At 30.9% G+C, this 25,481-nt stretch carries 27 protein-coding genes; 15 read left to right on the forward strand and 12 right to left on the reverse strand.

All coding sequences use genetic code 11. The features are described from left to right. From NH341_RS14075 to NH341_RS14090, 4 genes are all read left to right on the forward strand, one after another. Positions 1–1,403: gliding motility-associated C-terminal domain-containing protein (locus tag NH341_RS14075; protein ID WP_253057294.1), on the forward strand; the 1,403-nt coding region annotated here is incomplete at its 5' end. Between the two features lie 43 nt (positions 1,404–1,446). After that, positions 1,447–2,367, forward strand: coding sequence for a type IX secretion system membrane protein PorP/SprF (locus NH341_RS14080; RefSeq protein WP_256471531.1), 921 nt, complete (start codon positions 1,447–1,449; stop codon positions 2,365–2,367). A 10-nt stretch (positions 2,368–2,377) separates the two neighbouring features. Further along, positions 2,378–4,534, forward strand: coding sequence for an OmpA family protein (locus tag NH341_RS14085; RefSeq protein ID WP_167713568.1), 2,157 nt, complete (start codon positions 2,378–2,380; stop codon positions 4,532–4,534). Positions 4,535–4,672: 138 nt separating this feature from the next. Further along, positions 4,673–5,542 carry an OmpA family protein gene (locus NH341_RS14090; RefSeq protein WP_047789147.1) on the forward strand — a complete coding sequence of 290 codons (870 nt, stop codon included), beginning with the start codon at positions 4,673–4,675 and terminating at the stop codon, positions 5,540–5,542. 367 nt (positions 5,543–5,909) lie between these two features. Here NH341_RS14090 and NH341_RS14095 read toward each other — a convergent pair whose 3' ends face one another. The 6 genes from NH341_RS14095 to NH341_RS14120 all read right to left on the reverse strand — a co-directional run bounded on the left by NH341_RS14095 (position 5,910) and on the right by NH341_RS14120 (position 12,945). Next, the gene (locus NH341_RS14095; RefSeq protein ID WP_053056675.1) at positions 5,910–7,034 is read right to left on the reverse strand and encodes an energy transducer TonB; all 1,125 of its coding nucleotides are present in this window, start codon (positions 7,032–7,034) and stop codon (positions 5,910–5,912) included. 137 nt (positions 7,035–7,171) lie between these two features. Next, the gene (locus NH341_RS14100) at positions 7,172–7,834 is read right to left on the reverse strand and encodes an energy transducer TonB (RefSeq protein ID WP_047789146.1); all 663 of its coding nucleotides are present in this window, start codon (positions 7,832–7,834) and stop codon (positions 7,172–7,174) included. 74 nt (positions 7,835–7,908) lie between these two features. Next, positions 7,909–8,577, reverse strand: coding sequence for an energy transducer TonB (locus tag NH341_RS14105; RefSeq protein ID WP_159614739.1), 669 nt, complete (start codon positions 8,575–8,577; stop codon positions 7,909–7,911). Positions 8,578–8,775: 198 nt separating this feature from the next. After that, the gene (locus NH341_RS14110) at positions 8,776–9,705 is read right to left on the reverse strand and encodes a peptidylprolyl isomerase (protein ID WP_173361048.1); all 930 of its coding nucleotides are present in this window, start codon (positions 9,703–9,705) and stop codon (positions 8,776–8,778) included. Between the two features lie 110 nt (positions 9,706–9,815). Next, on the reverse strand, positions 9,816–11,369 hold the full coding sequence (locus NH341_RS14115) for a hypothetical protein (RefSeq protein WP_253057298.1): 1,554 nt from the start codon (positions 11,367–11,369) through the stop codon (positions 9,816–9,818). Beyond that, a complete protein-coding gene (locus NH341_RS14120) occupies positions 11,359–12,945 on the reverse strand; it encodes a peptide chain release factor 3 (protein ID WP_167713571.1) in 1,587 nt (528 codons plus the stop codon). Before NH341_RS14120 ends, NH341_RS14115 begins: the two co-directional genes overlap by 11 nt. Before the next feature lie 108 nt (positions 12,946–13,053). Between NH341_RS14120 and idi the strand changes: the two genes are divergently transcribed. From idi to NH341_RS14135, 3 genes are read left to right on the forward strand one after another with little or no spacing between them, the layout of a single operon-like run. Beyond that, complete coding sequence (gene idi / locus NH341_RS14125; protein ID WP_159614745.1) at positions 13,054–13,575, forward strand: isopentenyl-diphosphate Delta-isomerase; 522 nt, start codon at positions 13,054–13,056, stop codon at positions 13,573–13,575. Between the two features lie 2 nt (positions 13,576–13,577). After that, positions 13,578–13,991: a 6-carboxytetrahydropterin synthase gene (locus NH341_RS14130; RefSeq protein ID WP_047789142.1), complete on the forward strand. Its 414-nt coding sequence runs from the start codon at positions 13,578–13,580 to the stop codon at positions 13,989–13,991. A gap of 3 nt (positions 13,992–13,994) precedes the next feature. After that, positions 13,995–14,966, forward strand: a complete 972-nt coding sequence (locus NH341_RS14135) for a type I phosphomannose isomerase catalytic subunit (protein WP_159614747.1) — start codon at positions 13,995–13,997, stop codon at positions 14,964–14,966. A 91-nt stretch (positions 14,967–15,057) separates the two neighbouring features. Here NH341_RS14135 and NH341_RS14140 read toward each other — a convergent pair whose 3' ends face one another. Further along, positions 15,058–15,411, reverse strand: a complete 354-nt coding sequence (locus NH341_RS14140) for a hypothetical protein (RefSeq protein WP_159614749.1) — start codon at positions 15,409–15,411, stop codon at positions 15,058–15,060. Positions 15,412–15,900: 489 nt separating this feature from the next. Between NH341_RS14140 and kdsB the strand changes: the two genes are divergently transcribed. The 5 genes from kdsB (at position 15,901) to NH341_RS14165 (ending at position 18,563) form a co-directional block, all read left to right on the forward strand. Beyond that, the gene (kdsB, locus tag NH341_RS14145; RefSeq protein ID WP_073183808.1) at positions 15,901–16,635 is read left to right on the forward strand and encodes a 3-deoxy-manno-octulosonate cytidylyltransferase; all 735 of its coding nucleotides are present in this window, start codon (positions 15,901–15,903) and stop codon (positions 16,633–16,635) included. Then, positions 16,628–17,314 carry an HAD family hydrolase gene (locus NH341_RS14150; protein WP_253057300.1) on the forward strand — a complete coding sequence of 229 codons (687 nt, stop codon included), beginning with the start codon at positions 16,628–16,630 and terminating at the stop codon, positions 17,312–17,314. The genes kdsB and NH341_RS14150 overlap by 8 nt, the downstream gene beginning before the upstream one ends. Further along, on the forward strand, positions 17,315–17,941 hold the full coding sequence (locus NH341_RS14155; protein ID WP_253057302.1) for a chloramphenicol acetyltransferase: 627 nt from the start codon (positions 17,315–17,317) through the stop codon (positions 17,939–17,941). A 22-nt stretch (positions 17,942–17,963) separates the two neighbouring features. Then, positions 17,964–18,230 (forward strand): hypothetical protein, encoded by a 267-nt coding sequence (locus tag NH341_RS14160; RefSeq protein ID WP_047789136.1) that lies wholly within the window; start codon positions 17,964–17,966, stop codon positions 18,228–18,230. 135 nt (positions 18,231–18,365) lie between these two features. Further along, complete coding sequence (locus NH341_RS14165) at positions 18,366–18,563, forward strand: hypothetical protein (protein ID WP_047789135.1); 198 nt, start codon at positions 18,366–18,368, stop codon at positions 18,561–18,563. 33 nt (positions 18,564–18,596) lie between these two features. Here NH341_RS14165 and NH341_RS14170 read toward each other — a convergent pair whose 3' ends face one another. The 4 genes from NH341_RS14170 to NH341_RS14185 all read right to left on the reverse strand — a co-directional run bounded on the left by NH341_RS14170 (position 18,597) and on the right by NH341_RS14185 (position 21,681). Continuing rightward, positions 18,597–19,055: a hypothetical protein gene (locus NH341_RS14170; RefSeq protein WP_047789134.1), complete on the reverse strand. Its 459-nt coding sequence runs from the start codon at positions 19,053–19,055 to the stop codon at positions 18,597–18,599. Continuing rightward, positions 19,055–19,591, reverse strand: coding sequence for a hypothetical protein (locus NH341_RS14175; RefSeq protein ID WP_047789133.1), 537 nt, complete (start codon positions 19,589–19,591; stop codon positions 19,055–19,057). Before NH341_RS14175 ends, NH341_RS14170 begins: the two co-directional genes overlap by 1 nt. A 35-nt stretch (positions 19,592–19,626) precedes the next feature. Next, positions 19,627–20,172, reverse strand: coding sequence for an RNA polymerase sigma factor (locus NH341_RS14180; protein ID WP_047789132.1), 546 nt, complete (start codon positions 20,170–20,172; stop codon positions 19,627–19,629). Between the two features lie 66 nt (positions 20,173–20,238). Then, on the reverse strand, positions 20,239–21,681 hold the full coding sequence (locus NH341_RS14185) for a hypothetical protein (RefSeq protein WP_047789131.1): 1,443 nt from the start codon (positions 21,679–21,681) through the stop codon (positions 20,239–20,241). A 75-nt stretch (positions 21,682–21,756) separates the two neighbouring features. Here NH341_RS14185 and NH341_RS14190 point away from each other — a divergent pair, with 75 nt between their 5' ends. The 3 genes from NH341_RS14190 (at position 21,757) to NH341_RS14200 (ending at position 24,030) form a co-directional block, all read left to right on the forward strand. Further along, a complete protein-coding gene (locus NH341_RS14190; RefSeq protein WP_047789130.1) occupies positions 21,757–22,539 on the forward strand; it encodes an MBL fold metallo-hydrolase in 783 nt (260 codons plus the stop codon). Between the two features lie 93 nt (positions 22,540–22,632). Then, positions 22,633–23,391, forward strand: a complete 759-nt coding sequence (yaaA, locus tag NH341_RS14195; RefSeq protein ID WP_253057304.1) for a peroxide stress protein YaaA — start codon at positions 22,633–22,635, stop codon at positions 23,389–23,391. Beyond that, positions 23,392–24,030 carry a vancomycin high temperature exclusion protein gene (locus NH341_RS14200; RefSeq protein ID WP_253057306.1) on the forward strand — a complete coding sequence of 213 codons (639 nt, stop codon included), beginning with the start codon at positions 23,392–23,394 and terminating at the stop codon, positions 24,028–24,030. It begins immediately after the preceding gene. 3 nt (positions 24,031–24,033) lie between these two features. Here the strand turns inward: NH341_RS14200 and NH341_RS14205 are convergent, their stop codons facing one another. Continuing rightward, positions 24,034–25,458: an L-serine ammonia-lyase gene (locus tag NH341_RS14205; RefSeq protein ID WP_047789127.1), complete on the reverse strand. Its 1,425-nt coding sequence runs from the start codon at positions 25,456–25,458 to the stop codon at positions 24,034–24,036. Positions 25,459–25,481: the final 23 nt, after the last annotated feature.

Raw genomic sequence — 25,481 nt, forward strand, 5'->3', positions numbered from 1 at the left:
ACATTGTCAATGCAACAGAAGCAGGGACAACCATTGCAGTCACTGGAACGGTAGGCGGAGATTTCAATACCGGCGACACGGTAACCTTAGTAATCAATGGAAACAACTACACCGGTACCGTAGATGCGAGTGGAAACTACAGCATCAATGTACCAGGGTCAGACTTAGCTGCTGACACAGACACGACAGTAGAAGCAAGTGTAAGTTCAATTGATAGTGATGGGAATAGAGGATCTGCTTTGAATACTCATAAATACTATTTACAAGACACGGATAATGATGGCATATCAGATGTTGTAGATGTAGATGATGATAATGATGGGATTCCAGATGTTGAAGAGGGAGATGGTTTAGTAGATACTGATGGTGATGGAATTCCAGATTCATTAGACCTAGATTCTGATAATGATGGTATTAATGATGTAATAGAAGGAGGAAATGGAGATTTAGATACCAACGAAGACGGTGTTATAGACTCTGGCGATTCAGGGTATACAGATGCTAATGGAGATGGACAAGCTGATGATTCTGTAGATGATGATGAAGAGCCAGATACGGATGGCGACGGTACTCCAGATTATCAAGATTTAGATAGTGATAATGACGGTATTAATGATGTTATTGAGGGAGGAAATGAAAGTTCCGATACTAATGGTGATGGAGTTATAGATTCTAATGATATGGGAGGTTCAGATTCTGATGAAGATGGAATTTCTGATAGTGTTGATGGAGATATAAATAATTTTGGTGAGGGAGGTAATGGAGATGATACTCCAGTAGATACAGATGGAGATGGTGTTCCTAACTATCAAGATTTAGATAGCGATAATGATGGAGTAAATGATGTTGTAGAAGGAGGGAATTTAGATGAAGATGGAGATGGACAAGTAGAAAACCCTTTAGATGATTCAGACGGAGATGGAATTTCTGATAGTGTTGATGGTTTAGATGGTTTTGGAGATGCTAATAATCCAGATAATAACTCTAGCCCTACAGATCCAAACGATGGAGGTAACGGAGTGATAGATGGAGAAGATACAGATGGAGATGGAATACCTGACATTATAGATGGTTTTGATGGGTTTGGGGATGCAATCAATGATGACACTTGTGTGAAAGTAAACAACTTAATGAGTCCTAATGGAGATGAAGCAAACAGTTACTTACACATTGATTGTATTGAAAATTTCCCAAATAATACTCTTGAAATTTTTAATAGATGGGGTAATACAGTATATAAAACTGAAGGATATAACAATAGCAGTGTTGTGTTTAGAGGAATTTCCGAAGGAAGAGCTAATATAAATGTAGGCGATAAATTGCCAGTTGGAACATACTTCTATATTTTAGATCTTGGAAATGGAAGTAAAGTTAAAAAAGGCTGGATTTACATTAATAGATAATCTGGATTTATAAAAAAGACTGATGAATAAAAGTATTAATCAAATGAAATTATATTTAAGTTTAATTATAATATGTACAATGAGTATTTGTATAACTACAAGTATTCATGCGCAACAAGATCCTCAGTACACACAGTATATGTACAATACAATGAATGTAAACCCTGCTTATGCAGGGTCTAGAGGGCATACAGTAATTACTGCATTAGGTAGAATGCAATGGGTAGGTTTTGAGGGAGCTCCCAATACTCAAAACTTATCATACGATACTCCTTTAGGATATTCTGGGTTAGGATTAGGGGTTAACTTAATGAATGACCAAGTAGGACCATCTAGTGAAATATATTTAGACGCTAATGTATCTTACAATATACAAACAGGTGCAGAAGGTAATTTAGCCTTTGGTTTACGTTTAGGAGGAAGGTTATTAAATATAGATTGGTCAAAAGGAACTTATAAAGATGATGAAGTTGTTTTTCAAGATAATATTAATAAGTTCTTACCAACTGTTGGAGCAGGTATTTATTATCATCAACCACAATGGTATGTTGGATTATCGGTACCTAATATTTTAAGAATGGAACATTACGATGCTGAAACTCCAGGAGAAGTAGCAGTAGAAAGAATGCACTTTTTCTTAATTGCAGGATATGTTTTCGATATAAATGAAGACTTAAAGTTTAAACCAGCAGCTTTGTTAAAAGGAGTTTCAGGGGCACCTCTATCATTAGATATTTCAGCTAATTTACTATTTAATGAGAAGTTTAGAGTTGGAGCTTCTTGGAGATGGGATGATTCTGTAAGTGCACTTTTAGGTTTTCAAGCAACAGACTCTTTACTTATAGGGTATTCATATGATTTAACAACATCAAACTATAATGTAACAAATTCTGGGACACACGAAATTATGCTACAGTATGAAATCTTTAAGGATATTAAATATAGGTCACCGAGATTCTTTTAAAAAGAGAGAAATGAAATTAAAAAAGATACTAACATTAACAATATTGTTAATGCTTACTGCAGTTGGATTTAGCCAAAGTAGAAAAGTAGCAGATCGTTATTTTGAAGAATTCTCTTATGTCCAATCGGCCAAATTATATAAAGATTTAGTATTAATTAAAGGAGATAGCTCTCAACATGTGTTAACTAGGTTAGCTGAGTCTTACTATAATAATTCAAATACAGAAGAAGCAGAAATATGGTATCAAAAACTTATTTCAAATTTTAATGAAAAAGTAGAAGAAAAACATTTGTTTAAATATGCTCAAGCTTTGAGGAGTAATGGAAAGTATAAAAAATCAGATTCTATATTTTTAAGATTAACTCAAGCTCAAAAAAGTAGTTTAAATAAGGAACTTAAAAAAGAAAACTATTTGTTAGACTACACTAATAAAGAGAAAAGAATAGGAGTAAGGAACTTAGCAATAAATACACCCTATTCAGAATTTGGAGGGTTTTTATTGAATGGAAAAGCATATTTCTCATCATCTGTAGCTAATGATTCAAAAAAACAAAAATTATATAAGTGGAATAATCAACCATTTTTAAATATTTATAAGGCAGAAGAAAGTATACAAACATTAGAAGGTAGTAAGCAAGACACTATCTTAGTTTTAGGAAACGTTCAAAAGCTAGGAGAGCCAATAGCTTCTGAATTACATGAGTCGACCCCTGTTTTTACAAAAGATGGAAAAACCATTTACTTTACAAGAAATAATTCTGAAGGAAAGAAAGTAAAGAGAAGTAAGAAAAACATATCTAATTTAAAAATTTATAAAGCCAGTTATATTAATGGTTATTGGGTTAACGTTAAAGAGCTACCATTTAATAAAGATGAATATTCAACAGGTCATCCAGCTTTAAGTCCAGATGAAAAAACATTATACTTTGTTTCTAATATGCCAGGAGGATATGGGCAGTCTGACATTTATAAAGTAGAAATAAAAGGAAATGATGAGTATGGAGAACCAGTAAATTTAGGAAGTGACATAAATACATCAGAGAAAGAAGTCTTTCCGTATGTAGGAAATGATAATGTATTATATTTTTCATCTAACGGGCATTTAGGTTTAGGACTGCTTGATATTTTTCAAGCAAAGATTAAAGAGGATGGTACATTTTTATCACCTGAAAACTTAGGGTATCCATTCAATAGTAAAAAAGACGACTTTTCATTTTTTATAAGTGAAAATGGAAAAAGAGGTTTCTTTTCGTCAAATAGAGAAAAAGGAAAAGGAGATGATGATATTTATAGCTTCTTTATTTATACGGACCCACCAATTTGTACACAAATTGTTAAAGGAGTAATAGAAAACAATAAAACAAATACTCCGGTAGATGCGGTTGTAGTAAAACTAATTAATAAAGAAAAAGAAGTTATAGCAGAAACAATTTCTGATAGTTCAGGTAACTATACTTTCAAAGATGTGCCATGTAATAATACCTATACAGTTACAGCAACTAAATTAGATCATAGATCAAATAGAAGTATAGTTCGAACTAATAATAAGAGAAATAAAGAAATTATAGCAAACTTAAAGTTAACACCATTAATAATAGGAAACCAAATAGTTATAAAACCTATTTATTTTGATTATGATAAGTATGATATTAGGGAGGATGCAGAGTATGAGTTAGAAAATATTGTAACAGTAATGACTAATCATCCTGAGTTAGTGATAAAAATAGAGTCACATACAGATAGTCGAGGTAGAAGAGATTACAATAGGTTTTTGTCAGATAAAAGAGCAAAATCTACGAGAGATTACATATTATCAAGAGGAATTGCAAGTAATAGAATTGAAAGTGCTATAGGTTATGGTGAAGACAACCCTTTAAATGATTGTGTAGACGGAAAAAAGTGTACTGAAGAAGAATATCAATTAAACAGACGTTCATATTTTTATATAGTAGAAGGGAGTGAATCTATAGAAATAAGACAGGAACAAGAAAAGAAAAGGATCAATAGAAGATTTACGACAAGAAAAAGTAATTTTTTAGAGTTTTTAAGCAAAAACTTAAAAAAAACTGATAGAAGCTTAAGACCAGAGGATAATAAATGTTTTAAAGAAAAAGATAGTGATTGTCAAAAGTTAAACAAAAACGTAAAATTAAACTATAAAAAATAAAATTTTATTTGAATAGTTGTAAAATCAACAAATAAAAAACTCCTTTAAATAAAGGAGTTTTTTATTTATACTGACATAATAATATATCGAAAATTAAGTTATAGAGTTACATTAACTTATTATCATTTATTATTAATTATGAAAAAATTATTTATTCCTTTAGCGGTATTGGCTTTAACAATGTCGTCTTGTGTATCAAAAAAGAAGTATGTAGAACTTGAACAAAAGTATAATGATACTAGAGGAAATTTACAAAAGACAACTCTAGAAAAAGAGCAATTAGAAGCTAAGTTTGCTAAAATAGAAAAGAGAGTTGATGATTACAATGAAAAAATTAACTCATTAAAGAGTGTAAACGAAACACTTCATGAAGAAAATAACATTAAGCTAGATATGGTTGGAAAATCAGCTGTAATCTCAAACTCTGTAAAAGAAAAAATGAGAGAAACGCTTAAAAATGTTGATCCAGCTGAGTTAGCTAATGTTAAAACGTTAAAAGACTCCATGAATGTAGCTATTGCTCACAACTTAAAAAAATCTATCAATACTTCAGAGTTAGAAAATGATGAAGATGTAAATATTGACATTGATCAAACAGTTGTGATGATTTCTGTTTCAGACAAAATGTTATTTAATACAGCTAGTTATAGAGTTAAAAAAAATGCACATAAATTAATAAAAAAATTAGCTGATGTGATTAACTCTGAACCAAGCATGGATGTTATGATAGAAGGTCATACAGACTCAAGACCTATTAGTAATGCAGTTGTACAAGATAACTGGGATTTAAGTGTTAAAAGAGCAACATCTATCGTTAGGCTTTTAGAGAAAAAATACAACGTTGATCCAAGTAGATTAATAGCTTCTGGTAGAGGTAGTTCTGTGCCACTTGTTGAAAATAACTCGGCTAGTAATAGAGCTAGAAATAGAAGAACTAGAATTGTAATTTTACCAAACTTAGATAAGTTTTTTGGTTTGTTAGCAACAGAAGAAAACATTAAGCTTTAATAAGAAAAAAAGACAAAAAAGTAAGCCAGCATTATTGCTGGCTTTTTTTATGCTCATTACTACCCCTTAATAACTTACCTATAAGTTCTATTAAATAATTAGAGAAAGTATGAAAACCTTCATTTATGCTTTAAAACAGGTAAAAGAAAAAGGTGTATATAAAGTAATTTTCTAATAAAGGATTAAAAAGAGGAAAACTCTACCTTAATAGGAGTAAAGGTATATAGGTGTTATAGTGAGATAAAAAAAATTAAAAGAGGAGAGTATTCTAGTAAATTTAAAAATTTTAAAAGAAATAAAACTAAAAAAAGCTTCTAATTATATAATTAGAAGCTTTTTTAAACACTTTTAAGAGTTATTTTATACCTTATTCATGAAGTTTAAAGTTAACAGGAATGTAGTACTCAACATTAGCTGTTTTTCCATTATGTTCTCCAGGAACGAATTTAGGTAACTTAGAAACCATTCTCTTAGCTTCTTGTTCTAATAAGTGACCATCTTTAGGTCCTTTCATTTTTATGTTAGTTACCTCTCCTTTTTTATCTATGATAAAGCGAACCCATACTCTACCTTCAATATTTTGTTCTGCAGCTGCTGCAGGGTAGTTAAAGTTTCTTTGAATATGACTAACCATTCTTTCATTGAAACAGGTTAATTTTTGCATATCAGGAACTTTTGTACAAGCTTTGAATTGAGGAATACTTTGTACCTCTACAAATTTTACAAAATCAGTAATAGTTTTTTCTTTTACTACATTAGAACTTTTTTTAGCTACGACTTTACTTGTTGTACTAGATGAAGAATTATTTGATGCTCCTGGAGCCTTGAAAGTGATAGGAACTCCGTACTTTACTTTAACAGTCCTACCATTATGTTTACCAGGAATAAAGTTTGGAAGGTTATTAATTATTCTTTCAGCTTCTTTTTCTAAAGACTCTCCACCTTTTGGCCCACGTAGTAAGATATCTTCAACATTTCCTTGCTCATTGATTGTAAATTGAACTAAAACTCTTCCTTGTATACCAGCTTCAATGGCGTCTTGAGGGTAGTTGAAATTTTTAATAATATGTTTAGTCATATTTGTTTCAAAACACTTTGCTTGCTTTATTAAAGGAACATTGTTACACTTACTAAACAATGGAATTTCTTCAACTAAATTAAAAGGTACTTTTTCAATAGTTGAAGAATTATCTTCTAACTCAAGTTTACCAATTAACAAAGACTTCTTTTTAATATCAGCTACTTTTTGTGAAGAATTAATACCTCCACCTATAGCAGAAACAGCCTCTTTGTTCTTACGAACAACACGTCTTCTGGTTGAGACTTCAATAGAAAGTTGTTTTTTTGCACCACTCTCGGTGTCTTCAATTGCACATTTTGTGATACTGTTTGGATCAGCGATTTGTTCATCTGGAGTAGTACATACTTCTTGTCCTACAGCCGCTAAAGAAAGTAGCATAGCAGCTACTACTAAGGGGAATTTTTTAATCATGTGTGCTCTATTTTTAAGTGTTTGGTTTAGTTATTAACACGTTAACTAACGCTGTAAATATAAGTAAAAAATAGAATATAGCAAATTATTTTATAATCTTGACCAAAAGATAGTTCCTTTAAAAAGAAAATATAAAGTTATGGAACTTTAAAAATTATAGGTAAAGCATATTTTACATTAACCGAGCTACCTTTATGACTTCCAGGAATAAATTTAGGGAGCAGTGAAATTAATCTTTCTGCTTCTTTTTTTAGAAGTGCACTGTTTTTAGGTCCTTTCTTTTTTATGTCAATTACTTTTCCTTGCTTATCAATAGTAAATTGAACTAAAATTTTACCTTCAATTTTTTTTCGCAAGGCCTCTTTTGGATAATCAAAATTTCTAACAATATGTTTAATCATTTCTTTTTCAAAACACTTAGATTGTTGTAGAATTGGAGTCTTTTTACACTCATTAAACAAAGGAATTTGTTCAACTAGATGAAAAGGAATTTTATCTAAAGAAGTTAAAATATCTTCTTTTAAGTTTAGTTTTTCTACAAGAGAATTTTTACTTTTTATTTCTTCTACTTTATTTGATTTTGCTGAAATAGTATTTGTTTTTCTAAGTTTACGATGTCTTTTTCTTGTCGAAATTTCTTTAGTTTTTTCAGTTTCTAGAGCTTCTTTTACATCTTCTATAGAGCACTTAGTAATACTAATGGTATTTAAATCTTGGATATTTTCATTTGGGGTTTCACATTTTTCTTGAGCATAAGAAAATGATATTGAAAATAAAAAAAAGGTAAAGATATGTTTCATTTGTGTGTGTTAAAGAGGAATTTTTAAGGAGCACGAAAATAAAATTATCTGAAAACCTAGATAAATATTTTATATTAATTTAAGATTAAATTTATAGGAAAAGAGTATGTAACATCAACAGGAATTCCTTTTTCCTTACCTGATTCTAACTGAGGTAACTTGTTAATAATTCGGTTGATTTCGTTGGTAATAATATCACTTGGTTTAGAGCTTACTACTTGAATGTTTTTTGGTAATCCATATATATCTATTGTGAATTGAATCAAAATTCTGCCACGTATACCTTCTTCTGAAAAGACTTCAGGATAATAATTTTTAGAAAAATGTTTTTGCATATTGTCTTTAAAACATTTTTTTGCATTTTCGTTAGAACTATTTTTACACTTAGGAAATAAAGGAACTTGCTCAACAACAGAAAATAAAATTTCTTTAGTTTGAGATTTTAAAGAATTTTGTATTGATAAGTCATTGTTTGTAGTAATAATAGAAACTTTTGAAGAAGCATTTAAGCTTGATTGATTTTTTTGAGTAATCTTTCTTACTTTTTTTATTCTGTTTCTAGCAGTTAGTGTTTGAGTTGTTTTTTTTCTAGGAATTTGATTTTCTTTACCAATTTCACATTTATCCATACTAATAATATTTAAATCAATAGTATTATCTTCAGGCGTAGTACATACTTCTTGAGCTTCGAGTGTAATTGAGATGAAAAGAAAAAATGTTAAAAAAAGGAAAGTTGTTTTCATAAGGCTTAAGAGCTTGTTTGATGACGTAAAAATCATTCTTTTTTACTCTTTTGTTCTTAAGTAATTATGATATATCTATTAAGTAATATGTTCTTTAATGTTATGAATATTAAGTAAATATTAAGTGAAATGAGATAATAAAAAAGCCTTCATAAATTTATGAAGGCTTTACTTACTTGTATAATAAATTGTAAGCTATTACTTTACATTCATTAACTCAACATCAAAAATTAAAGTAGCGTTCGGAGGAATTACACCACCAGCACCTTGTGCACCATATGCTAAGTCAGATGGAATTACTAAACGAGCTTTGTCGCCCACTTTTAACAACTGAATACCTTCATCCCAACCAGGAATTACCTGACCAACACCAATAGCAAAATCGATAGGTTGTTTGCGCTTATATGATGAATCAAATACAGTTCCATCTAATAACTGACCTTTATAGTGTACAGAAACCATAGCTCCTTTAGTAGCTTGTTTTCCGTCTCCATTTTGTAAGATCTTATAACGTAAACCGCTTGGAGTTTCGTCATATCCTGCTGCTACTTGATCTAATAACTCTTTTTGTTTAGCTTTTGCTTCAGCTTCACGTTTTTCACGAGCTCCTTCAAAAGTTCTAAAAGCTTCTACAGCATTAAAAGCTTCAGCATCACTACCAACACGAATAATTTCTACATCCATAGTATCGTCTTGAGCAATTGCATCAACAACGTCTTGTCCTTCAATAACACTACCAAAAACAGTGTGTTTACCGTCTAACCAAGGAGTAGCAACATGTGTAATAAAAAATTGAGAACCATTGGTTCCAGGACCTGCATTTGCCATAGATAATTTTCCTGGAGCATCGTGTTTTAATTCAGGGTGAATTTCGTCATCAAATTTATAACCAGGGTTTCCTGTTCCTGTTCCTTGAGGACATCCTCCTTGAATCATAAAATCAGCAATTACACGGTGGAATTTTAATCCGTTATAATAAGGAGTTCCTTGTGGTTTCGCTGAGTTTTCTAAATTTCCTTCTGCTAAAGCAACAAAGTTACCTACAGTTCCAGGAGTTTTTTCGTATTCTAAGTTTACTAAAATTTCACCTTTTGGAGTGGTGAACTTTGCATAAATTCCGTTATCCATTTTTCTCTTGTTTATTTATATATGTGTGATTCTAGTGTCCAAAATTTAAGGGAAAAAAGAATCTTTTTATTAAAATAGCTAAATCATTGTTTTTCTTAGCAATGACAAAGTTAATTTTTTACAGATAAAGTTGAAAGGTTAAAGCTTAAACCTATGTTAATATTGTTAGAGTTAACATTTCCAAAAGGAGAGTAATATCTACCTCCAGATGCAATTATAGAAACCTGATTTACGATATCATAACTCAATCCAAGAGTAGGACGAATAATGATTCCTTCGTCAGTATCTACACCAGCACCTCCACCAGCACCTGCCATAACTTCTATAAATCCACGCATTTTGTTGTTAAAAAAATACGGACTATATATACCACCACCGACTAATCCGTGAGCATATCCACCCGAACGACCGTCATATGCAAAACCAGCTTCTCCAGCAATGTATAGCGAATGATTTAAATCATAGTTAACTTTAAAACCAATTAATTGTAAATCAATTTCAGTAGCGTCGTAAATATCATCTGTTTTAGCAACATCAAAATAACTTTGATTTTGAACTTCAAAACGTAACCCTTTTGTAAGATAAGTACTGCTCTCTTCGGAAGATGTTCCGCCGTTAAATCCGAAGTACTTTAAACCAAATCCGAAAGTATAGGCTTCTAAATCACCAGCAATGGCACGATAATATCCACCATGACCACTAATAGCAATGTTTTTAAATAGTTTTAAGTCAATTCCTGCAGAAGGGTAGATCATTAACCCACCTTCAGGAGCTACACGACCACCAGCAGCACCAATACCTAATTTTCCGAAAATATTAACGTATTTTGATTGATATGGATGATACCCCGCACCAATAAATAAATCCATAAAGCCAGCGCGTAGCCCCCTGTAAATTGCATCGGTGTGAGCAAATAGAAAAGTATTTTCGTTCAAATATTTCTGATACTCAAATCCAAGTACATATAGTAATTCATTTAGGTCATCCCCATTATCTTTTTTCGAATTACCAATAGGTTTAAAGAAATCAAAACGAATTTGTTGTGCATTTTTAACCACTGGTTTACTCCAAAAACTATCTGGAGAAAGATTGTCTGCTACAAATTTTTGATGCGCTTTATCATAATCAGTAAAACGTAAAATACTTGGTATCTCTACAAAGAAAGAAACGGAATTACTTTTAATTTCTCCTGATAAAAAGTTAACATGACTGTATTGTATTCCGAAGGAGTAATCGTTCTTTTTGTACTGTAATCCGATATTCGGATTGATAAAACCGCCATCGTTTATCAAGTAACGATATCCGCCGCCGCCGCCAAAATGGAAGTTAGCATCAATATATAAGTTTTTGTATAGTTGTTTATTTATTCCTAATTCAGCACCTAAGGTAAATAATCCTCCTTGGTCTCCTGTTACTGCAAAATGAAATCCAGCACCTCCGTATAACCAGTTATTAATAGGGATTTGATAGTGCAAACCAGTCAAACCCATCGTTGGTTTTAAGTCAGTAAACTTATCCGAAGGCATTTCAACAGGAATAAAATTCAAACGAACTTTATTGTGTAATTCTTTTCCTTGTAAACTCGATAAATCCTCTTGACTATAAGTTATAAAAGAGAAAAGAGAGAATAGAAAAGAGAATATGTAGGGTTTGTTAAAACTCACTAGTGAAATGTAATTTTACTGTTGGATATTTGCTTTGTGTCATTTGAATTGTAAACGGAGAATCAGCTAAAAACACTAGTTGACCTTGTTTGTCTTTAGCTAAATAACGTTGTTTTACACGTTTAAACTCTTTGAATTCTTCATTTTTAGGGTCTTCTGGTTCAACCCAACAAGCTTTGTGTACTGCAATATTTTCATACGAACATTTAGCACCATATTCATGCTCTAAACGATACTGAATTACCTCGTATTGTAGAGCTCCAACTGTACCAATAATTCTTCGACCGTTCATATCTAAGGTAAATAACTGAGCAACTCCTTCATCCATTAACTGGTCTAAACCTTTATAAAGTTGTTTAGCTTTCATTGGGTCGGCATTATTTACATAACGGAAATGCTCAGGAGAGAAACTAGGAATTCCTTTAAAGTTTAATTGTTCTCCTTCGGTTAACGTATCGCCAATTTTAAAGTTTCCAGTATCGTGCAAACCAACAATGTCTCCAGGAAAAGACTCTTCAACAATTTCCTTCTTTTCAGCAAAAAAGGCATTCGGACTAGAGAATTTTACTTTTTTACCGTTACGAACGTGTAAGTAAGGGGTATTTCTTTTAAAAGTTCCTGATACAATCTTTACGAAAGCTAAACGATCACGGTGTTTAGGATCCATGTTTGCATGAATCTTAAATACAAACCCTGTCAATTTTTCTTCTTTAGAATCAACCAAGCGTTCTTCAGCTTGTTTTGGTTGAGGATTTGGAGCAATATCAATAAAACAATCTAACAATTCTTTTACACCAAAGTTATTTAAAGCAGAACCAAAGAAGACAGGCTGTAAATCTCCATTAACGTAAGCTTCTTGGTTAAAGTCTGGATATACTTCATTTACTAATTCCAATTCTTCACGAAGTGTATTTGCAGAATTTTCTCCAACAATTTTATCTAGTTCAGGGTTGTCTATATTATCAAATTCAACACCTTCTGAGATGGTTTGTTTATTGTCTCCAGAAAAAATGTTTAGTTTCTTTTCCCAAATGTTGTAAATTCCTTTAAAATCGTATCCCATTCCAATAGGGAAACTTAAAGGAGTTACTTTTAAACCTAGTTTTTGCTCAACTTCATCTAATAGATCAAAAGCATCTTTTCCTTCACGATCCAACTTGTTAATGAAAACAATCATTGGAATTTTTCGCATACGACAAACCTCTACTAACTTTTCGGTTTGTTCCTCAACCCCTTTTGCGACATCAATAACTACAATAACACTATCTACCGCAGTTAAGGTTCTAAAGGTGTCCTCAGCAAAATCTTTGTGACCAGGGGTATCAAGAATATTGATTTTTTTGTCTTTATAAATAAAAGCTAATACAGAGGTAGCAACAGAGATACCACGTTGGCGTTCAATCTCCATAAAATCAGAAGTAGCTCCTTTTTTAATTTTATTATTTTTTACCGCACCAGCTTCTTGAATCGCTCCACCAAAAAGTAATAATTTTTCAGTTAAGGTGGTTTTACCTGCATCTGGGTGTGATATAATTCCAAATGTACGTCTCTTCTGTATTTCTTCTAAAAAACTCATCTATAAATTTTAAGGTTGCAAAGATACATTTTAAAGCGAACTGTTCAAAAGGTTTTAATTGTTGAACTGGTCGCAATTTTGTAAGTTTGCTTTTCGTAAATTTTCTAGATGAAAGAGCAAGTAATTTTAGTTGATCAGCAAGATAATCCGATAGGATTAATGGAAAAAATTGAAGCACATGAAAAAGCTTTACTACACAGGGCTTTTTCGGTATTTGTTTTTAATAATAAAAAAGAATTGATGTTACAACAACGTGCTGCTGAAAAATATCACTCCCCTTTGTTATGGACAAATACTTGTTGTTCACACCAAAGAGATGGAGAATCGAACATTGAAGCTGGGAAACGTAGATTACAGGAAGAAATGGGATTTTCATGTGAGTTAGAAGAAGTATTCTCTTTTATTTATAAAGCTCCGTTTGATAATGGCCTAACAGAGCATGAATACGATCATGTAATGATTGGTCGATTTAACGACGAACCTATTGTAAACCCTGAAGAAGTGGCGTCATATAAATGGATGCCTTTAGAGGAGGTGAAAAATGATATAGATAATCATCCAGAAAAGTATACAGCTTGGTTTAAAATAATTTTTAAAGAATCGTACGATAAAATATCTAAGTATATTTAATTATGCCTAAAGTAACAGTTCACAGAAAAGCACATTTTAATGCAGCACATAGGTTATTTAACCCTAAATGGTCTGATGAGAAAAATTACGAGGTTTTTGGTAAGTGTAGTAACCCTAACTACCACGGTCATAATTATGAGCTAATTGTTTCATTAACTGGTGAGATAGATCAAGAAACAGGATATGTATATGATTTAGGTAAGCTGAAAGATTTAATTAAGTCGAAGGTTGAAGATCTATTGGATCATAAAAACTTAAATATTGAAGTAAAGGAGTTTAAAAATGTTAATCCTACAGTAGAAAACATATCAGTAGTAATTTATAATAAGTTACGTGTAAGTATTCCAGAAAAATTAGACTTAGCAATTACATTATATGAAACTTCAAGAAACTACGTAACTTATAGAGGTACATAATTTATGATAAACCAATTACTAAGATTTACTCCAATTTTAAAGCAAAAGGTTTGGGGAGGAAAAAAACTAAACCTACTACTTCATAAAAACTCAGACGGATCCAATATTGGAGAGAGTTGGGAAATTTCAGATGTTGATGGAGATGAATCGGTTGTTAGTAATGGTAACCTTAAAGGAAGAACATTAAGAAGTCTTTTAAAAGAGTATAAGCACGATTTAGTAGGTGAATATGTATATGAAACTTTTGGAGAGCAGTTTCCATTATTAATAAAATTTATTGATGCAAAAGAGGTTTTAAGTATTCAAGTACATCCTGATGATAAATTAGCAGAACTTCAAGAGTCTTTTGGGAAGACAGAGATGTGGTATGTAATGCAAGCCGATAATGAAGCTAATATTATTATAGGTTTTAAAGAAAACTCTAATAAAGAAGAATACGTATATCACCTAAATAACAAGACGCTCTTAAGTATTTTAAATGTAGATAAAGTGTCCAAAGGAGATGTTTATTTTGTGCCACCAGGAAGAGTACACGCTATTGGTGCTGGTTTACTGATTGCTGAAATTCAACAAACCTCAGACATAACTTACCGTATTTACGATTGGGATAGAAAAGATATAGACGGTAATTACCGAGAACTCCATACTGAAAAAGCATTAGAAGCTATTGATTTCTCAGCTAAAAGTTCCTATAAAACAACTTATAAGAAACAAAAAAATATAGCGAATAAAGTTGTTGCATGCCCTTATTTTACAACAAATATATTACCAGTGGAGGGAAAAAAAGAAATAGATTTATCTAAAAAAGATTGCTTCGTAATTTATATGTGCGTAGAAGGGGAGGTAACATTCTTTTATGAAAGTCAACAAGAAGTTGTAAGAAAAGGAGAAACAATCTTGGTACCAGCATGTATTGATAAAGTGGAAATTTTATCAGAAAATCCTTCAGAACTATTAGAAACGTATATAAAATAAGCTTAAGAGAAAAAAATCTCCTAAGCTTATAAACAAACCAAACTAACTTAACGATTGCTTAATTGATTGTAAAATCAATTTTTAGGAATAATTAAGACGCTTTTTTAATTGTATAGCCAAAAGTAGCTGTACATATAATATTTTGTTTCTTTTCTTCTTTTTTAGATACTGTTATATTGAAAATAATCTCAGTATCACTCAATTTTTTAATATTGTTTTTGATAACAAGTTTATCATTAAGGTATGCGTTGCCTAACAGATCAAACTCGATACTGTTAAAACTAAAATTAGAAGAGTCTGGATAAAAGCCTAAAGAAGTATTCGCGCTAGATTCAATTTTATCGTATAAAACTGAAGTTTTTAACACTTTGTTTTTGCTAACCTGCTTTTTGTTAACTATAAATTGATTTGGCTGACTGTTTGATGTGATATTTAATGTTTTCATGATAATTTTAAGGATTAAGTATTAGTAATTCCGGATCTCTGTAAAATGGATTTTGTACTGAGTACATTACAGTTGAGGCTACATGTTTTCTAATTGAGTTTCGATACTTAAAAGTGTTCATAATGTTTAAAATTTAAAATATTAGTAAATAAAAAAGGTGCTTTTTTAAAAAAGCACCTTTGGTTAAATTTATATTAAAATTGATTGTTTAAAATCGATGTTTAAATCTGTTTCTTTGGGTGCTTTTAGTTACATATACATATTGTTTATGCATGCGGGCAGTACACATAATCGAATTGATTGTGTTAAAAATAAACGTGTATGTACCTAAAAGCGTCTTCATAATGACTCAAAAGTAGTAAAAGTTTTTAATAATTGAACAAAACTAAAAAGTATTTAATGTTAAAGTTTTATCAATGTGAGTATTATCAGTTTTTATGATGGCAGTTTAAATACGTATCTTTGATACGTAAACACTTATGATTATTTATGAAGATAATAGCAATGATACCTGCACGTTATAGTGCATCACGTTTTCCAGGGAAATTGATGAAAGATTTAGGAGGAAAACCTGTAATTGTAAGAACCTATGAAGCAGCTGTAAAAGCAAACCTTTTTGATGAGGTATATGTGGTAACCGATTCCGAAGTAATTTACAACTCTATAGAAAAAGTAGGAGGTAAGGTTTTAATGAGTCAAAAAGAACATGAATGTGGCTCTGATAGAATTGCAGAAGCAGTTGAAAATTTAGATGTAGACATTGTGGTAAATGTACAAGGAGACGAACCTTTTATTGATACAGTTTCCTTATCAAAACTAATTAGTGTTTTTAAATCTGATATTCAAAAAGAAATAGATTTAGCATCACTAAAAGTAAAAATGACGAATAAAGAAGATATTCAAAATCCAAATAACGTTAAGGTAATTACTGATACAAATGATTTTGCTATTTATTTTTCAAGAAGTATAATTCCATATCATCGAGATAAAGAAGTTCCTGTAAACTATTATAAGCACAAAGGAGTTTATGCGTTCAGAAAAGAAGCGTTAATTGATTTTTATCATACCCCTATGACACCAATAGAGGCTGCTGAAAAAATTGAATGTATTCGTTATTTAGAAGTAGGAAAAAAAATAAAGATGATAGAAACTTCAGTGGAGAGTATTGGTATTGATACTCCTGAAGATTTAGAGAAAGCTATAAAACAACTAGAAAATGAATAATATTAAAATAATATCTTTTGATGCAGATGATACACTTTGGGTAAACGAGACTTACTTTCGTGATGCTGAAGATGATTTTGCTCGATTATTGTCCGATTATGAAACAGAGAATAAAATCCATCAAGAGTTATTTAAAAAAGAAATAGAAAATCTTAAAATATACGGGTACGGAGTAAAAGGTTTTATGCTGTCAATGGTTGAATGTGCGCTAGAAATTTCTAACTATAAAATTAGTCCTAAAAAAATGGAAGAAATTCTTGAAATAGGAAAAGATATGTTAGAAAAACCAATAGAACTCCTAGATGGGGTAGAAGAGGTGTTGCAAGAATTACATGGAAAATATAAGTTAATTGTAGTAACCAAAGGAGATTTGTTAGATCAAGAACGTAAGTTGGCAAAATCAGGAATTTTAAAATATTTTCATCATACTGAAGTGATGAGTGAGAAGAAAAAAACTGATTATAAAAAATTAGTAAAACGCTTAGATATTAATCCTTCAGAGTTTTTAATGATAGGAAACTCATTAAAATCAGATGTGTTACCGTTAATTGAAATAGGAGCAACAGCGATTCATGTTCCGTTTCATACAACATGGGCACACGAAGAGGTTAAAGAAGAGCAAAAATCAGATGCTTACAAAACAGTATCTAGTATTACAGATGTATTAAAATTTTTATAAATGAAATACCTAGATATTGAAAGTTGGAATAGGAAAGAGCTTTTTAAACATTTTAGAACTTTAGAAGATCCAACTTTTGGATTAGTTGCAGATGTAGATGTGTCTATAATCTATCAATTAGCAAAAGAAAAGAATCAGTCCTTTTTTGTCCGATACTTACATGCTTGCATGAAAGCTATAAATGCAGTTGAGAATTTAAAATATAGATTAGAAGGTGATAAAATAGCTGTTTACGAAGTAATCAACGCTTCAGCAACTATTGCAAGACCTGATAACACTTTTGGGTTTTCATATATAGCTTATTCTGAAAACTTTGAGGAATTCAATTGTAACTTTCAAAAGGAAAAAGAACGAATTTTAAATTCTAATGATTTGTTTCCGTCCAAGTACTCTTTAGGATGTATACATTGTTCGGCCATTCCTTGGGTAAGCTTTACAGGGCATAAAGAACCTTTTTCAGGAAATAAAAACGATAGCGTACCTCAATTAGCTTTTGGTAAAATAAAGGAGCAAAATAAAAAAATGTTAATGCCTGTGGCTGTTAATGTAAATCATGCTTTGGTAGATGGATATCATGTAGGGCAGTTTTTTGAGAAATTTCAAGAAGAATTGAATAAAATCGATTAATTTTGCATCAAAATTTATAATTATGGCAAGCATAAAAAATTTAAAGAAAGATATTAACTATACGTTAGGAGACATTATTAGTATTTGTCAAATAACAAAAGAGTTAAACCCTGAAGCAGATAAAGCAAAGGCAGATGCTATTGTAGATGAGGTTATTGTAACTTTTGATGATTTAGTAGCTAAAGTTAACGCAAAAAACGTTGAAAATAAGAAAGCTCACTATAAATCAATTAATACAGAGTTAGAGACTAGAGCAAATGCTTTAATAGAAAAAGTGAATAGTTTATAGTATTATAAATTATACGACTAAAAATGCGAGACTTGAATAAGTCTCGCATTTTTTTTGGATAAACTTTAACACTCTACTTGGAATAAAAATTTGTAAATTACGTTCAGTATTTAATAACAGATAACCCCAATAAAAATGGCAAGAGCTATGTATGAGTACACGAAAACTGTGCTTCAAAAGGTTAGTTTTAACGCTGATTTATTTTGTAAAGAGCTTGAAAAAGCTTTAGGTAGATTACTACCTTATGAAATAGATGAACTAACTATTTGGCTAAAACAATTTACGGCTAATAAACCAGATTTATATGTTTGTTTAGCCTTAGTCGATAAGTAAAAAAAGGAAGCTTTTAAAGCTTCCTTTTTTTACTTATCGATGTTTCTTTTTTTCACCCTTTAGCTTTTTTATGAGCTTTCGGTGAAATTCATGTTCAGCCACCTCCAAGGTGAGGATTTTTTTATCTGATAAAAAGGTAGAAAGTTTATCATAAAAATTAGTTTTAGTTTCATATTGTTCTTTTGAAACGGACTTAATTTTATTAACAATTTCTTTTGATTCTTTATCAGTTAAGCTATCAATTCCTCCACAACTAAGTATTTTCTTTTTAATACTGTAGCGTTCTGCTTTATGAAGTTCAATCATTTTTTTGTCATATACATTATATAGTGGCCAAAACTTATTGGCTTCTTCTTCTGTTAAGTTTAACTTTTCAGAAAGAAAAGCAACCTTAAAAGCTTTAACCTTTTCATAATTTCCTTTTCTTGTTTGCGCTTGAACAGAAAAAAAGGAAGTGAAAATTACGAATAATATAAATAATTTTTTTTTCATTATTGTTCTATTTCATTTATGAGTGTTGTTGTATCAACAGAATTTAAGTAGTCTTCTAGTGTTTCATCACTAATAGAGGCTAATATATCTTCATCTAGTTCAGACGTGTTTAATGTTGCTGCAAGCTCATTATTGTCAATATCACCGTATCCATTTTCATACCAAGATTCAATATCGGTAATGGTTATATCTTCGAAAGTAATTTTTTGAGTATTAAAATAATTAAAACCGATGAAAAGTAAAACTGAAGCTGCAGCGGCTAAAGGGATGTACTGTAAAATTCTTTTACGTAATGAAATTACTTTCGTTTCTGTAGTTTGTTCTGTAACTAATTTTGATAGAATTTGAGTTTCGATTGTGTCAAAATAATCATCAGGAGTATTGAACGTTTTCTTTTTTGGTAAACTATCTATAAAAATGGAAGTATTAATTTTTTCTTCAATTTCTTCAAAGTAGTTTTGAGGAATTGAAAAACCACAATTCTTACCAGCTTTTAGGCTTGAGAAATTTATAGTATGTTTATTTTTTTTATTCATTATACTTTAGTAAGACTATTCTTATAGTAAAAGGTTTAATTATAGTTCTTTATAAAATGTTCTATTTTTTTTGTTGCTATGTGATAAGAAGCTTTTAAAGCTCCAATAGATGTGTTAAGAATTTCAGAGATTTCCTCATATTTCATTTCATCGAAATACTTCATATTAAAAACTAATTGTTGTTTTTGAGGTAATGTAGCAATTGCTTTTTGTAAAATAAGTTGAATTTCATCACCTGAAAACCAATAATCGCTATCTAGAGTGGAAGTAATTTGTAGTTGATAATCAGAAATATGAATGTTTTTCTCTTTAGCTTTTTTATTGATGAAGGTAATAGCTTCATTGGTTGCTATTCGGTACATCCAAGAAAATAGTTTGCTATCTCTTTTAAATTGATTAATATTTTTGTAAACCTTTATAAAGGTGTTTTGTAAAACATCGTCAGCATCTTCATGAGAAATTACAATCTTTCGTATATGCCAATACAATCGCTCTTTATATTGCGATACTAGGTTTTTAAAAGCAACCTGTTTTGTGGTAGGCTGCTGCAATTGATCTATAAGTGTAATTTCGTCAATCAACTAAAAACTATTTAGCTGTTAGACTATAAAGATAGTTAAAGGTTTAAAAAGAGTAATAAAAAAATACTATTTAATTCTTTTTGTGCAACCAAATAAACGTTTTTCTTTGATAGTTTCAGAAACTCCTTTAGGAAGCATTTCTTCCCATCCATCTTCTCCGTTTTTAATCATTTTTAAAACTTTTCTAGAGAAAATATGTAAAATATCGGGATTAAAGTCTTTAATATCAATTAATCTACCGTTATTTTTGAAGAACTTATAAAGTTCTTTCATTCTAGGGTGCACTTTAAGGTTTTCACTAGTAATATATTCACCAGTTTCTTCATTTTTATAAGGATACATATAAACTTTTAAATCTCTGTAAAAAAGTTTTCCAAATGCTTCTAAAATACCTCCACTTAAATCACGGTAATATTTCTCGTTAAAAATTTGAATAAGATTATAAACCCCCATTGCAAGCCCCATACGTTCCTTAGTATATTCACTAAAATACTCTACAAGCTTAAAGTACTCTTGGTAGTTGGTGATCATAACATTCAAACCAAGAGAGCATAATAGTTCTGCTCTGTCTAAAAAGTCACGTTCATTAATTTCTCCTTCAGCACGAAGATTACTTAACGTAATTTCAAAAATAATTTTAGTTTTTTTAGGGTCTACCTTATTCTCGTCAAAAAACAATTGCTTAGCACTTTCAAACATGTCCATATTAACCTTTGTTACAGGTCTATAACTTCCTCTAAGGGCTAATATATTTTTTTTATAAAGTACTTGTGCAGGCAATAAGTTGTTTCCATCAGGACCAAACATTACAGCATTTGTCATTCCGTTTTTAACAAGTTGTAAGCTCATTAAACGGTTGTCAACATACATAAAACGAGGTCCAGAGAAATTAATCATATCAATTTCTAAACGATCTTTGTCAATATTATCGTAAAAAGATTTTAATAAATCTTTCGGATTATCATTTAAATAATAAGCACCATAAATTAAGTTTACACCTAAAACGCCTAATGTTTCTTGTTGTTGACGTGCATCTGTTTCTTTAAAACGTAGGTGTAAAACAATTTCGTTATAATCTTCTAGTGGATCTAATTGAAAACGAATTCCAACCCATCCATGACCTTTAAACTTTTTAGTAAAGTTAATCGTTGCCACTGTATTAGCATAGCTAAAGAACAATTTATCAGGATGTTTTTGACGATCAAGTCGCTCTTCAATTAAATCCATTTCGTGCTTTAGCATCTTTTTTAATCGAGGCTCTGTAACATAACGATTGTCTTTTTCAATTCCATAAATGGCATCAGAGAAGTCTTTATCATAAGCACTCATAGCTTTCGCTATTGTACCAGAGGCTCCACCAGCCCTAAAAAAATTACGAACAGTTTCTTGACCAGCTCCAATCTCTGCAAAAGTTCCATATATGTGTGCGTTTAAGTTAATCTTTAACGCTTTCATTTTGGTAGTTGGTACAGTGTTTATTTTTTGATCTCCTTTTAACGTAATTGCCATTTTGTTATTTTTTGTTACGTAGTACAAATGTACTGAAATTACAAACGAACAGACAATTTTTGTTGTATTTTTGTGATGAAAATGAAGAAAAAAAATCAAGTAAAAATAACTTTTTTAGGAACGGGAACTTCTACTGGAGTTCCAATGATTACCAGTAAACATCCTGTGGCATTATCTAAAAATCCGAAAGACAAAAGATTACGATCTTCGGTGTTAGTTTCATGGAGTGATATTAACTATGTGATTGATTGTGGTCCAGATTTTCGTCAGCAAATGATGCGTGAAGAGGTGGCTTCGATTAAAGGGATTTTATTTACCCATGAACATGCAGATCATATAGCTGGTTTAGATGAAATTCGTCCGTACTGCTTTCAAATAGGACCAGTACCTATATATTTAACAAAAAGAGTGCTAGGAGTTTTACAAAAGCGATATGATTATATATTTGCAACAGAAAATCGATACCCAAGTGCACCAAGTGTAGCTCCAACGATTATTTCACATAAAGAAAGTTTTGAGTTAGAGGGAGTAGAGGTTACTCCAATTGAAGTAATGCACGGTAATTTACCGATTCTCGGATATCGTTTTAATAACGTAGCATATATAACCGATATTAAAACTATTTCAGAAGGAGAGAAAGAAAAACTAAAAAACCTTGATGTTTTGATTGTGACAGGTTTACGAAGAGAACCTCATAAAACACATTTTAACTTAGAAGAATCGTTAAGTTTTATAGAGGAAATTAAACCTAAAAAAGCATATTTAACACATATTAGTGAGCTTTTAGGATTACATGATGAGGTTGAAAAAGAATTACCAGAGAATGTGTTTTTAGCTTATGACGGATTACAAGTTTAGTATTAAAAAAATTAATACTATAATCAATTTAAATTACCTGAAGTAATTGATGATTTTAAAATAGCTTCTTATTTTTACTTTAAATTTTATAGCATGAAAATTATAATATCACCAGCAAAATCGTTAGACTTTGAAAGCAAAGCTACTACTGATGTATATACACAACCTAGGTTTTTAGAGCAATCTGAAAAACTGAATAAGAAGTTAAGAACATTGTCAAGAAAAAAATTAAGCGAGTTAATGAAGATTTCTGATGATTTAGCAAGTTTAAATTATGATAGAAATCAAGATTGGCAACCTCCTTTTTCTTTAGATAATGCAAAACAAGCAGTATTTGCATTTACAGGTGAAGTGTATAGAGGTGTTGATGCCAGTTCTATATCAGAAGATAAGATTCCTATTTTACAAGAGAAATTAAGAATTTTATCAGGGTTATACGGTTTGTTAAAACCGTTGGATTTAATTCAACCTTATCGTTTAGAAATGGGAACTAAATTAAAAGTAGGTAGAAGAGAAAACTTATATAAGTTTTGGGATACTACATTGGCTGAGTCGCTAAATGAAGAATTAGGAGATGGAGAGTTGTTAATTAATTTAGCAAGTACAGAATATTTTAAGGCGCTTCCTAAAAAAGCATTAAAAGTACCTATGATAACTCCTGTTTTTAAAGATTTTAAAAATGGACAGTATAAAACTATTATGACGTTTGCTAAAAAAGCACGTGGATTAATGGTACGTTATATTATAGATAATAATGTGGAAACTTTAGAAGATTTAAAAGGTTTTGATGTTGAGGGATATGGTTTTTCTGAAGAAATGTCTACCGAAACTGAATTAGTATTTACAAGATAGATGAAACGAAAAAAAGTTGCTATTATTTTTCTTTTAGGTTGTTTACTAGTTGTCACTTCTATTTATGTTTCAAACAAAGTAATAATTAATAATGCAGAAGGAAAATTATTTAATTCTACAGAAAATATATCTAAAAATAAAGTAGGGCTGTTATTAGGTACGGTAAAGTATTTGTCTGATGGGAGAATAAATCTGTATTATCAATTTCGTTTGAATGCTGCTGTGGAGTTATACAAAGCTGAAAAAATTGATTTTATTTTAGTAAGTGGCGATAATGGCTCCGAAGGATATGATGAACCAACTGATTTTAAAAATGATTTGATTGAATCAGGAATTCCTGAGAGTAAAATTTATTTAGATTATGCTGGTTTTAGAACCTTAGATTCGATGGTAAGGGTTAAAGAGATTTTTGGTCAAACCTCAGTAACAATAATATCTCAACAATTTCATAATGAAAGAGCATTGTATTTGGCAAACCATTTTGATATTGAAGCAATAGGGTATAACGCCAGAGGCGTTTCAGGAAAAAAAGCTATGAAAGTTAAATTAAGAGAATATTTAGCAAGGGTAAAAGTATTTGTAGATATTCTCTTAAATGTTAATCCCAAGTTTTTAGGAGAACCTGTTGAAATAAAATAACTCTTAACAATCAGCTAAACGAACAGTAACAGCTAAACCACCTTCTGAAGTCTCTTTGTAGTTTCTATTCATGTCTTTAGCCGTTTCCCACATAGTATCTACTACTTTGTCTAAAGGAACTTTAGATTCTTTTGGATTGGTTTCTAAGGCTAATTCAGCAGCATTAATAGCTTTAATTGCCCCCATAGCGTTACGTTCAATACAAGGTACTTGTACCAATCCGCCAATAGGATCACAAGTAAGTCCTAAATGATGTTCCATGGCAATTTCAGCAGCAACTAAGCATTGTGACGGAGTTCCGCCTAACAATTCTGTTAATGCAGCAGCGGCCATGGCAGAGGATACACCAATTTCAGCTTGACAACCACCCATAGCAGCAGAAATTGTTGCATTTTTCTTAAAAATACTTCCTATTTCTCCAGCAACTAGCAAGAATTTTTTAACATGTTCAAAAGTAGCATCGTGGTTTTCTATTACTAAATAATACATTATTACAGCAGGAATAACTCCAGCACTTCCGTTGGTTGGAGCAGTAACAACTCTACCCAAAGAAGCATTCACTTCGTTAACAGATAAAGCTAAGCAGCTTACCCATTTTAAAATTTCACGGAATTTTACTTCTGTACTTCTAATAGCAGTAATCCATTCTTGTTGGTTCGTATATTCAGCTTCTTTAATAAGTCTTTGGTGTGTTTCAAATGCACGTCGTTTTACATTTAATCCGCCAGGTAAAATTCCTTGAGTGTGACAACCTATGTACATACATTCTAACATAGTGTTCCATATGCGATGCAATTCTTTGTCGATGTCTTCAGCAGAATTAATTACAAGTTCATTTTGGTAAACAATGTCAGAAATATTTAATTCTTCCTTTTCGCAATAGGCTTCAAGCTCAGTAGCTCTGTTGATAGGGAACGGAAAGTTTTGCTTATTAATCTCAATATCTTCAGCAAGATTATCGTCTTCTTGTACAATGAACCCTCCACCAATAGAATAGTATGTTTCTGTAGAAATTTCTACACCGTTAGCATATCCTCTAAAAGTCATTCCATTAGCATGAAAAGGTAAAAACTCTTTATTGAATGTTACTGAGCCGTTGGCAAAAGCAATATTTCTTTCATTATTAAAAAATAAAAGTTCTTTAGTTTTAATATCATTGATAATAACATCAATTGTTTCAATTGGAATATATTCAGGATCAGCTCCACTTAAACCTAATAAAACAGCTAAATCTGTTGCGTGCCCTTTGCCTGTTAATGAAAGAGAACCATATAAGTCCACTTTTATTTCTTCAATTAAAAGAAATTCATTTGTATCTTTTAATTTTTGAATCCATTGTTGAGCCGCTCTCCAAGGGCCTAGAGTATGAGAACTAGAAGGTCCCACCCCAATTTTAAGCATGTCAAAAACACTAATAAATTGCGACATAAATATAAGTTGTTTGTTGGCGG

This window comes from Tenacibaculum sp. XPcli2-G (assembly GCF_024124505.1).
GTDB classification, from domain to species: domain Bacteria; phylum Bacteroidota; class Bacteroidia; order Flavobacteriales; family Flavobacteriaceae; genus Polaribacter; species Polaribacter mesophilus.

Excerpts from the sequence above, each read along its gene's own strand:
- NH341_RS14080 (WP_256471531.1), top strand. The coding sequence starts at position 1,447 with ATGAAATTATATTTAAGTTTAATTATAATATGTACAATGAGTATTTGT.
- NH341_RS14085 (WP_167713568.1), top strand. The coding sequence starts at position 2,378 with ATGAAATTAAAAAAGATACTAACATTAACAATATTGTTAATGCTTACT.
- NH341_RS14090 (WP_047789147.1), top strand. The coding sequence starts at position 4,673 with ATGAAAAAATTATTTATTCCTTTAGCGGTATTGGCTTTAACAATGTCG.
- NH341_RS14095 (WP_053056675.1), bottom strand. The coding sequence starts at position 7,034 with ATGATTAAAAAATTCCCCTTAGTAGTAGCTGCTATGCTACTTTCTTTA.
- NH341_RS14100 (WP_047789146.1), bottom strand. The coding sequence starts at position 7,834 with ATGAAACATATCTTTACCTTTTTTTTATTTTCAATATCATTTTCTTAT.
- NH341_RS14105 (WP_159614739.1), bottom strand. The coding sequence starts at position 8,577 with ATGAAAACAACTTTCCTTTTTTTAACATTTTTTCTTTTCATCTCAATT.
- NH341_RS14110 (WP_173361048.1), bottom strand. The coding sequence starts at position 9,705 with ATGGATAACGGAATTTATGCAAAGTTCACCACTCCAAAAGGTGAAATT.
- NH341_RS14120 (WP_167713571.1), bottom strand. The coding sequence starts at position 12,945 with ATGAGTTTTTTAGAAGAAATACAGAAGAGACGTACATTTGGAATTATA.
- idi (WP_159614745.1), top strand. The coding sequence starts at position 13,054 with ATGAAAGAGCAAGTAATTTTAGTTGATCAGCAAGATAATCCGATAGGA.
- NH341_RS14130 (WP_047789142.1), top strand. The coding sequence starts at position 13,578 with ATGCCTAAAGTAACAGTTCACAGAAAAGCACATTTTAATGCAGCACAT.
- NH341_RS14135 (WP_159614747.1), top strand. The coding sequence starts at position 13,995 with ATGATAAACCAATTACTAAGATTTACTCCAATTTTAAAGCAAAAGGTT.
- NH341_RS14140 (WP_159614749.1), bottom strand. The coding sequence starts at position 15,411 with ATGAAAACATTAAATATCACATCAAACAGTCAGCCAAATCAATTTATA.
- kdsB (WP_073183808.1), top strand. The coding sequence starts at position 15,901 with ATGAAGATAATAGCAATGATACCTGCACGTTATAGTGCATCACGTTTT.
- NH341_RS14150 (WP_253057300.1), top strand. The coding sequence starts at position 16,628 with ATGAATAATATTAAAATAATATCTTTTGATGCAGATGATACACTTTGG.
- NH341_RS14155 (WP_253057302.1), top strand. The coding sequence starts at position 17,315 with ATGAAATACCTAGATATTGAAAGTTGGAATAGGAAAGAGCTTTTTAAA.
- NH341_RS14160 (WP_047789136.1), top strand. The coding sequence starts at position 17,964 with ATGGCAAGCATAAAAAATTTAAAGAAAGATATTAACTATACGTTAGGA.
- NH341_RS14165 (WP_047789135.1), top strand. The coding sequence starts at position 18,366 with ATGGCAAGAGCTATGTATGAGTACACGAAAACTGTGCTTCAAAAGGTT.
- NH341_RS14170 (WP_047789134.1), bottom strand. The coding sequence starts at position 19,055 with ATGAAAAAAAAATTATTTATATTATTCGTAATTTTCACTTCCTTTTTT.
- NH341_RS14175 (WP_047789133.1), bottom strand. The coding sequence starts at position 19,591 with ATGAATAAAAAAAATAAACATACTATAAATTTCTCAAGCCTAAAAGCT.
- NH341_RS14185 (WP_047789131.1), bottom strand. The coding sequence starts at position 21,681 with ATGGCAATTACGTTAAAAGGAGATCAAAAAATAAACACTGTACCAACT.
- NH341_RS14190 (WP_047789130.1), top strand. The coding sequence starts at position 21,757 with ATGAAAATGAAGAAAAAAAATCAAGTAAAAATAACTTTTTTAGGAACG.
- yaaA (WP_253057304.1), top strand. The coding sequence starts at position 22,633 with ATGAAAATTATAATATCACCAGCAAAATCGTTAGACTTTGAAAGCAAA.
- NH341_RS14200 (WP_253057306.1), top strand. The coding sequence starts at position 23,392 with ATGAAACGAAAAAAAGTTGCTATTATTTTTCTTTTAGGTTGTTTACTA.
- NH341_RS14205 (WP_047789127.1), bottom strand. The coding sequence starts at position 25,458 with ATGTCGCAATTTATTAGTGTTTTTGACATGCTTAAAATTGGGGTGGGA.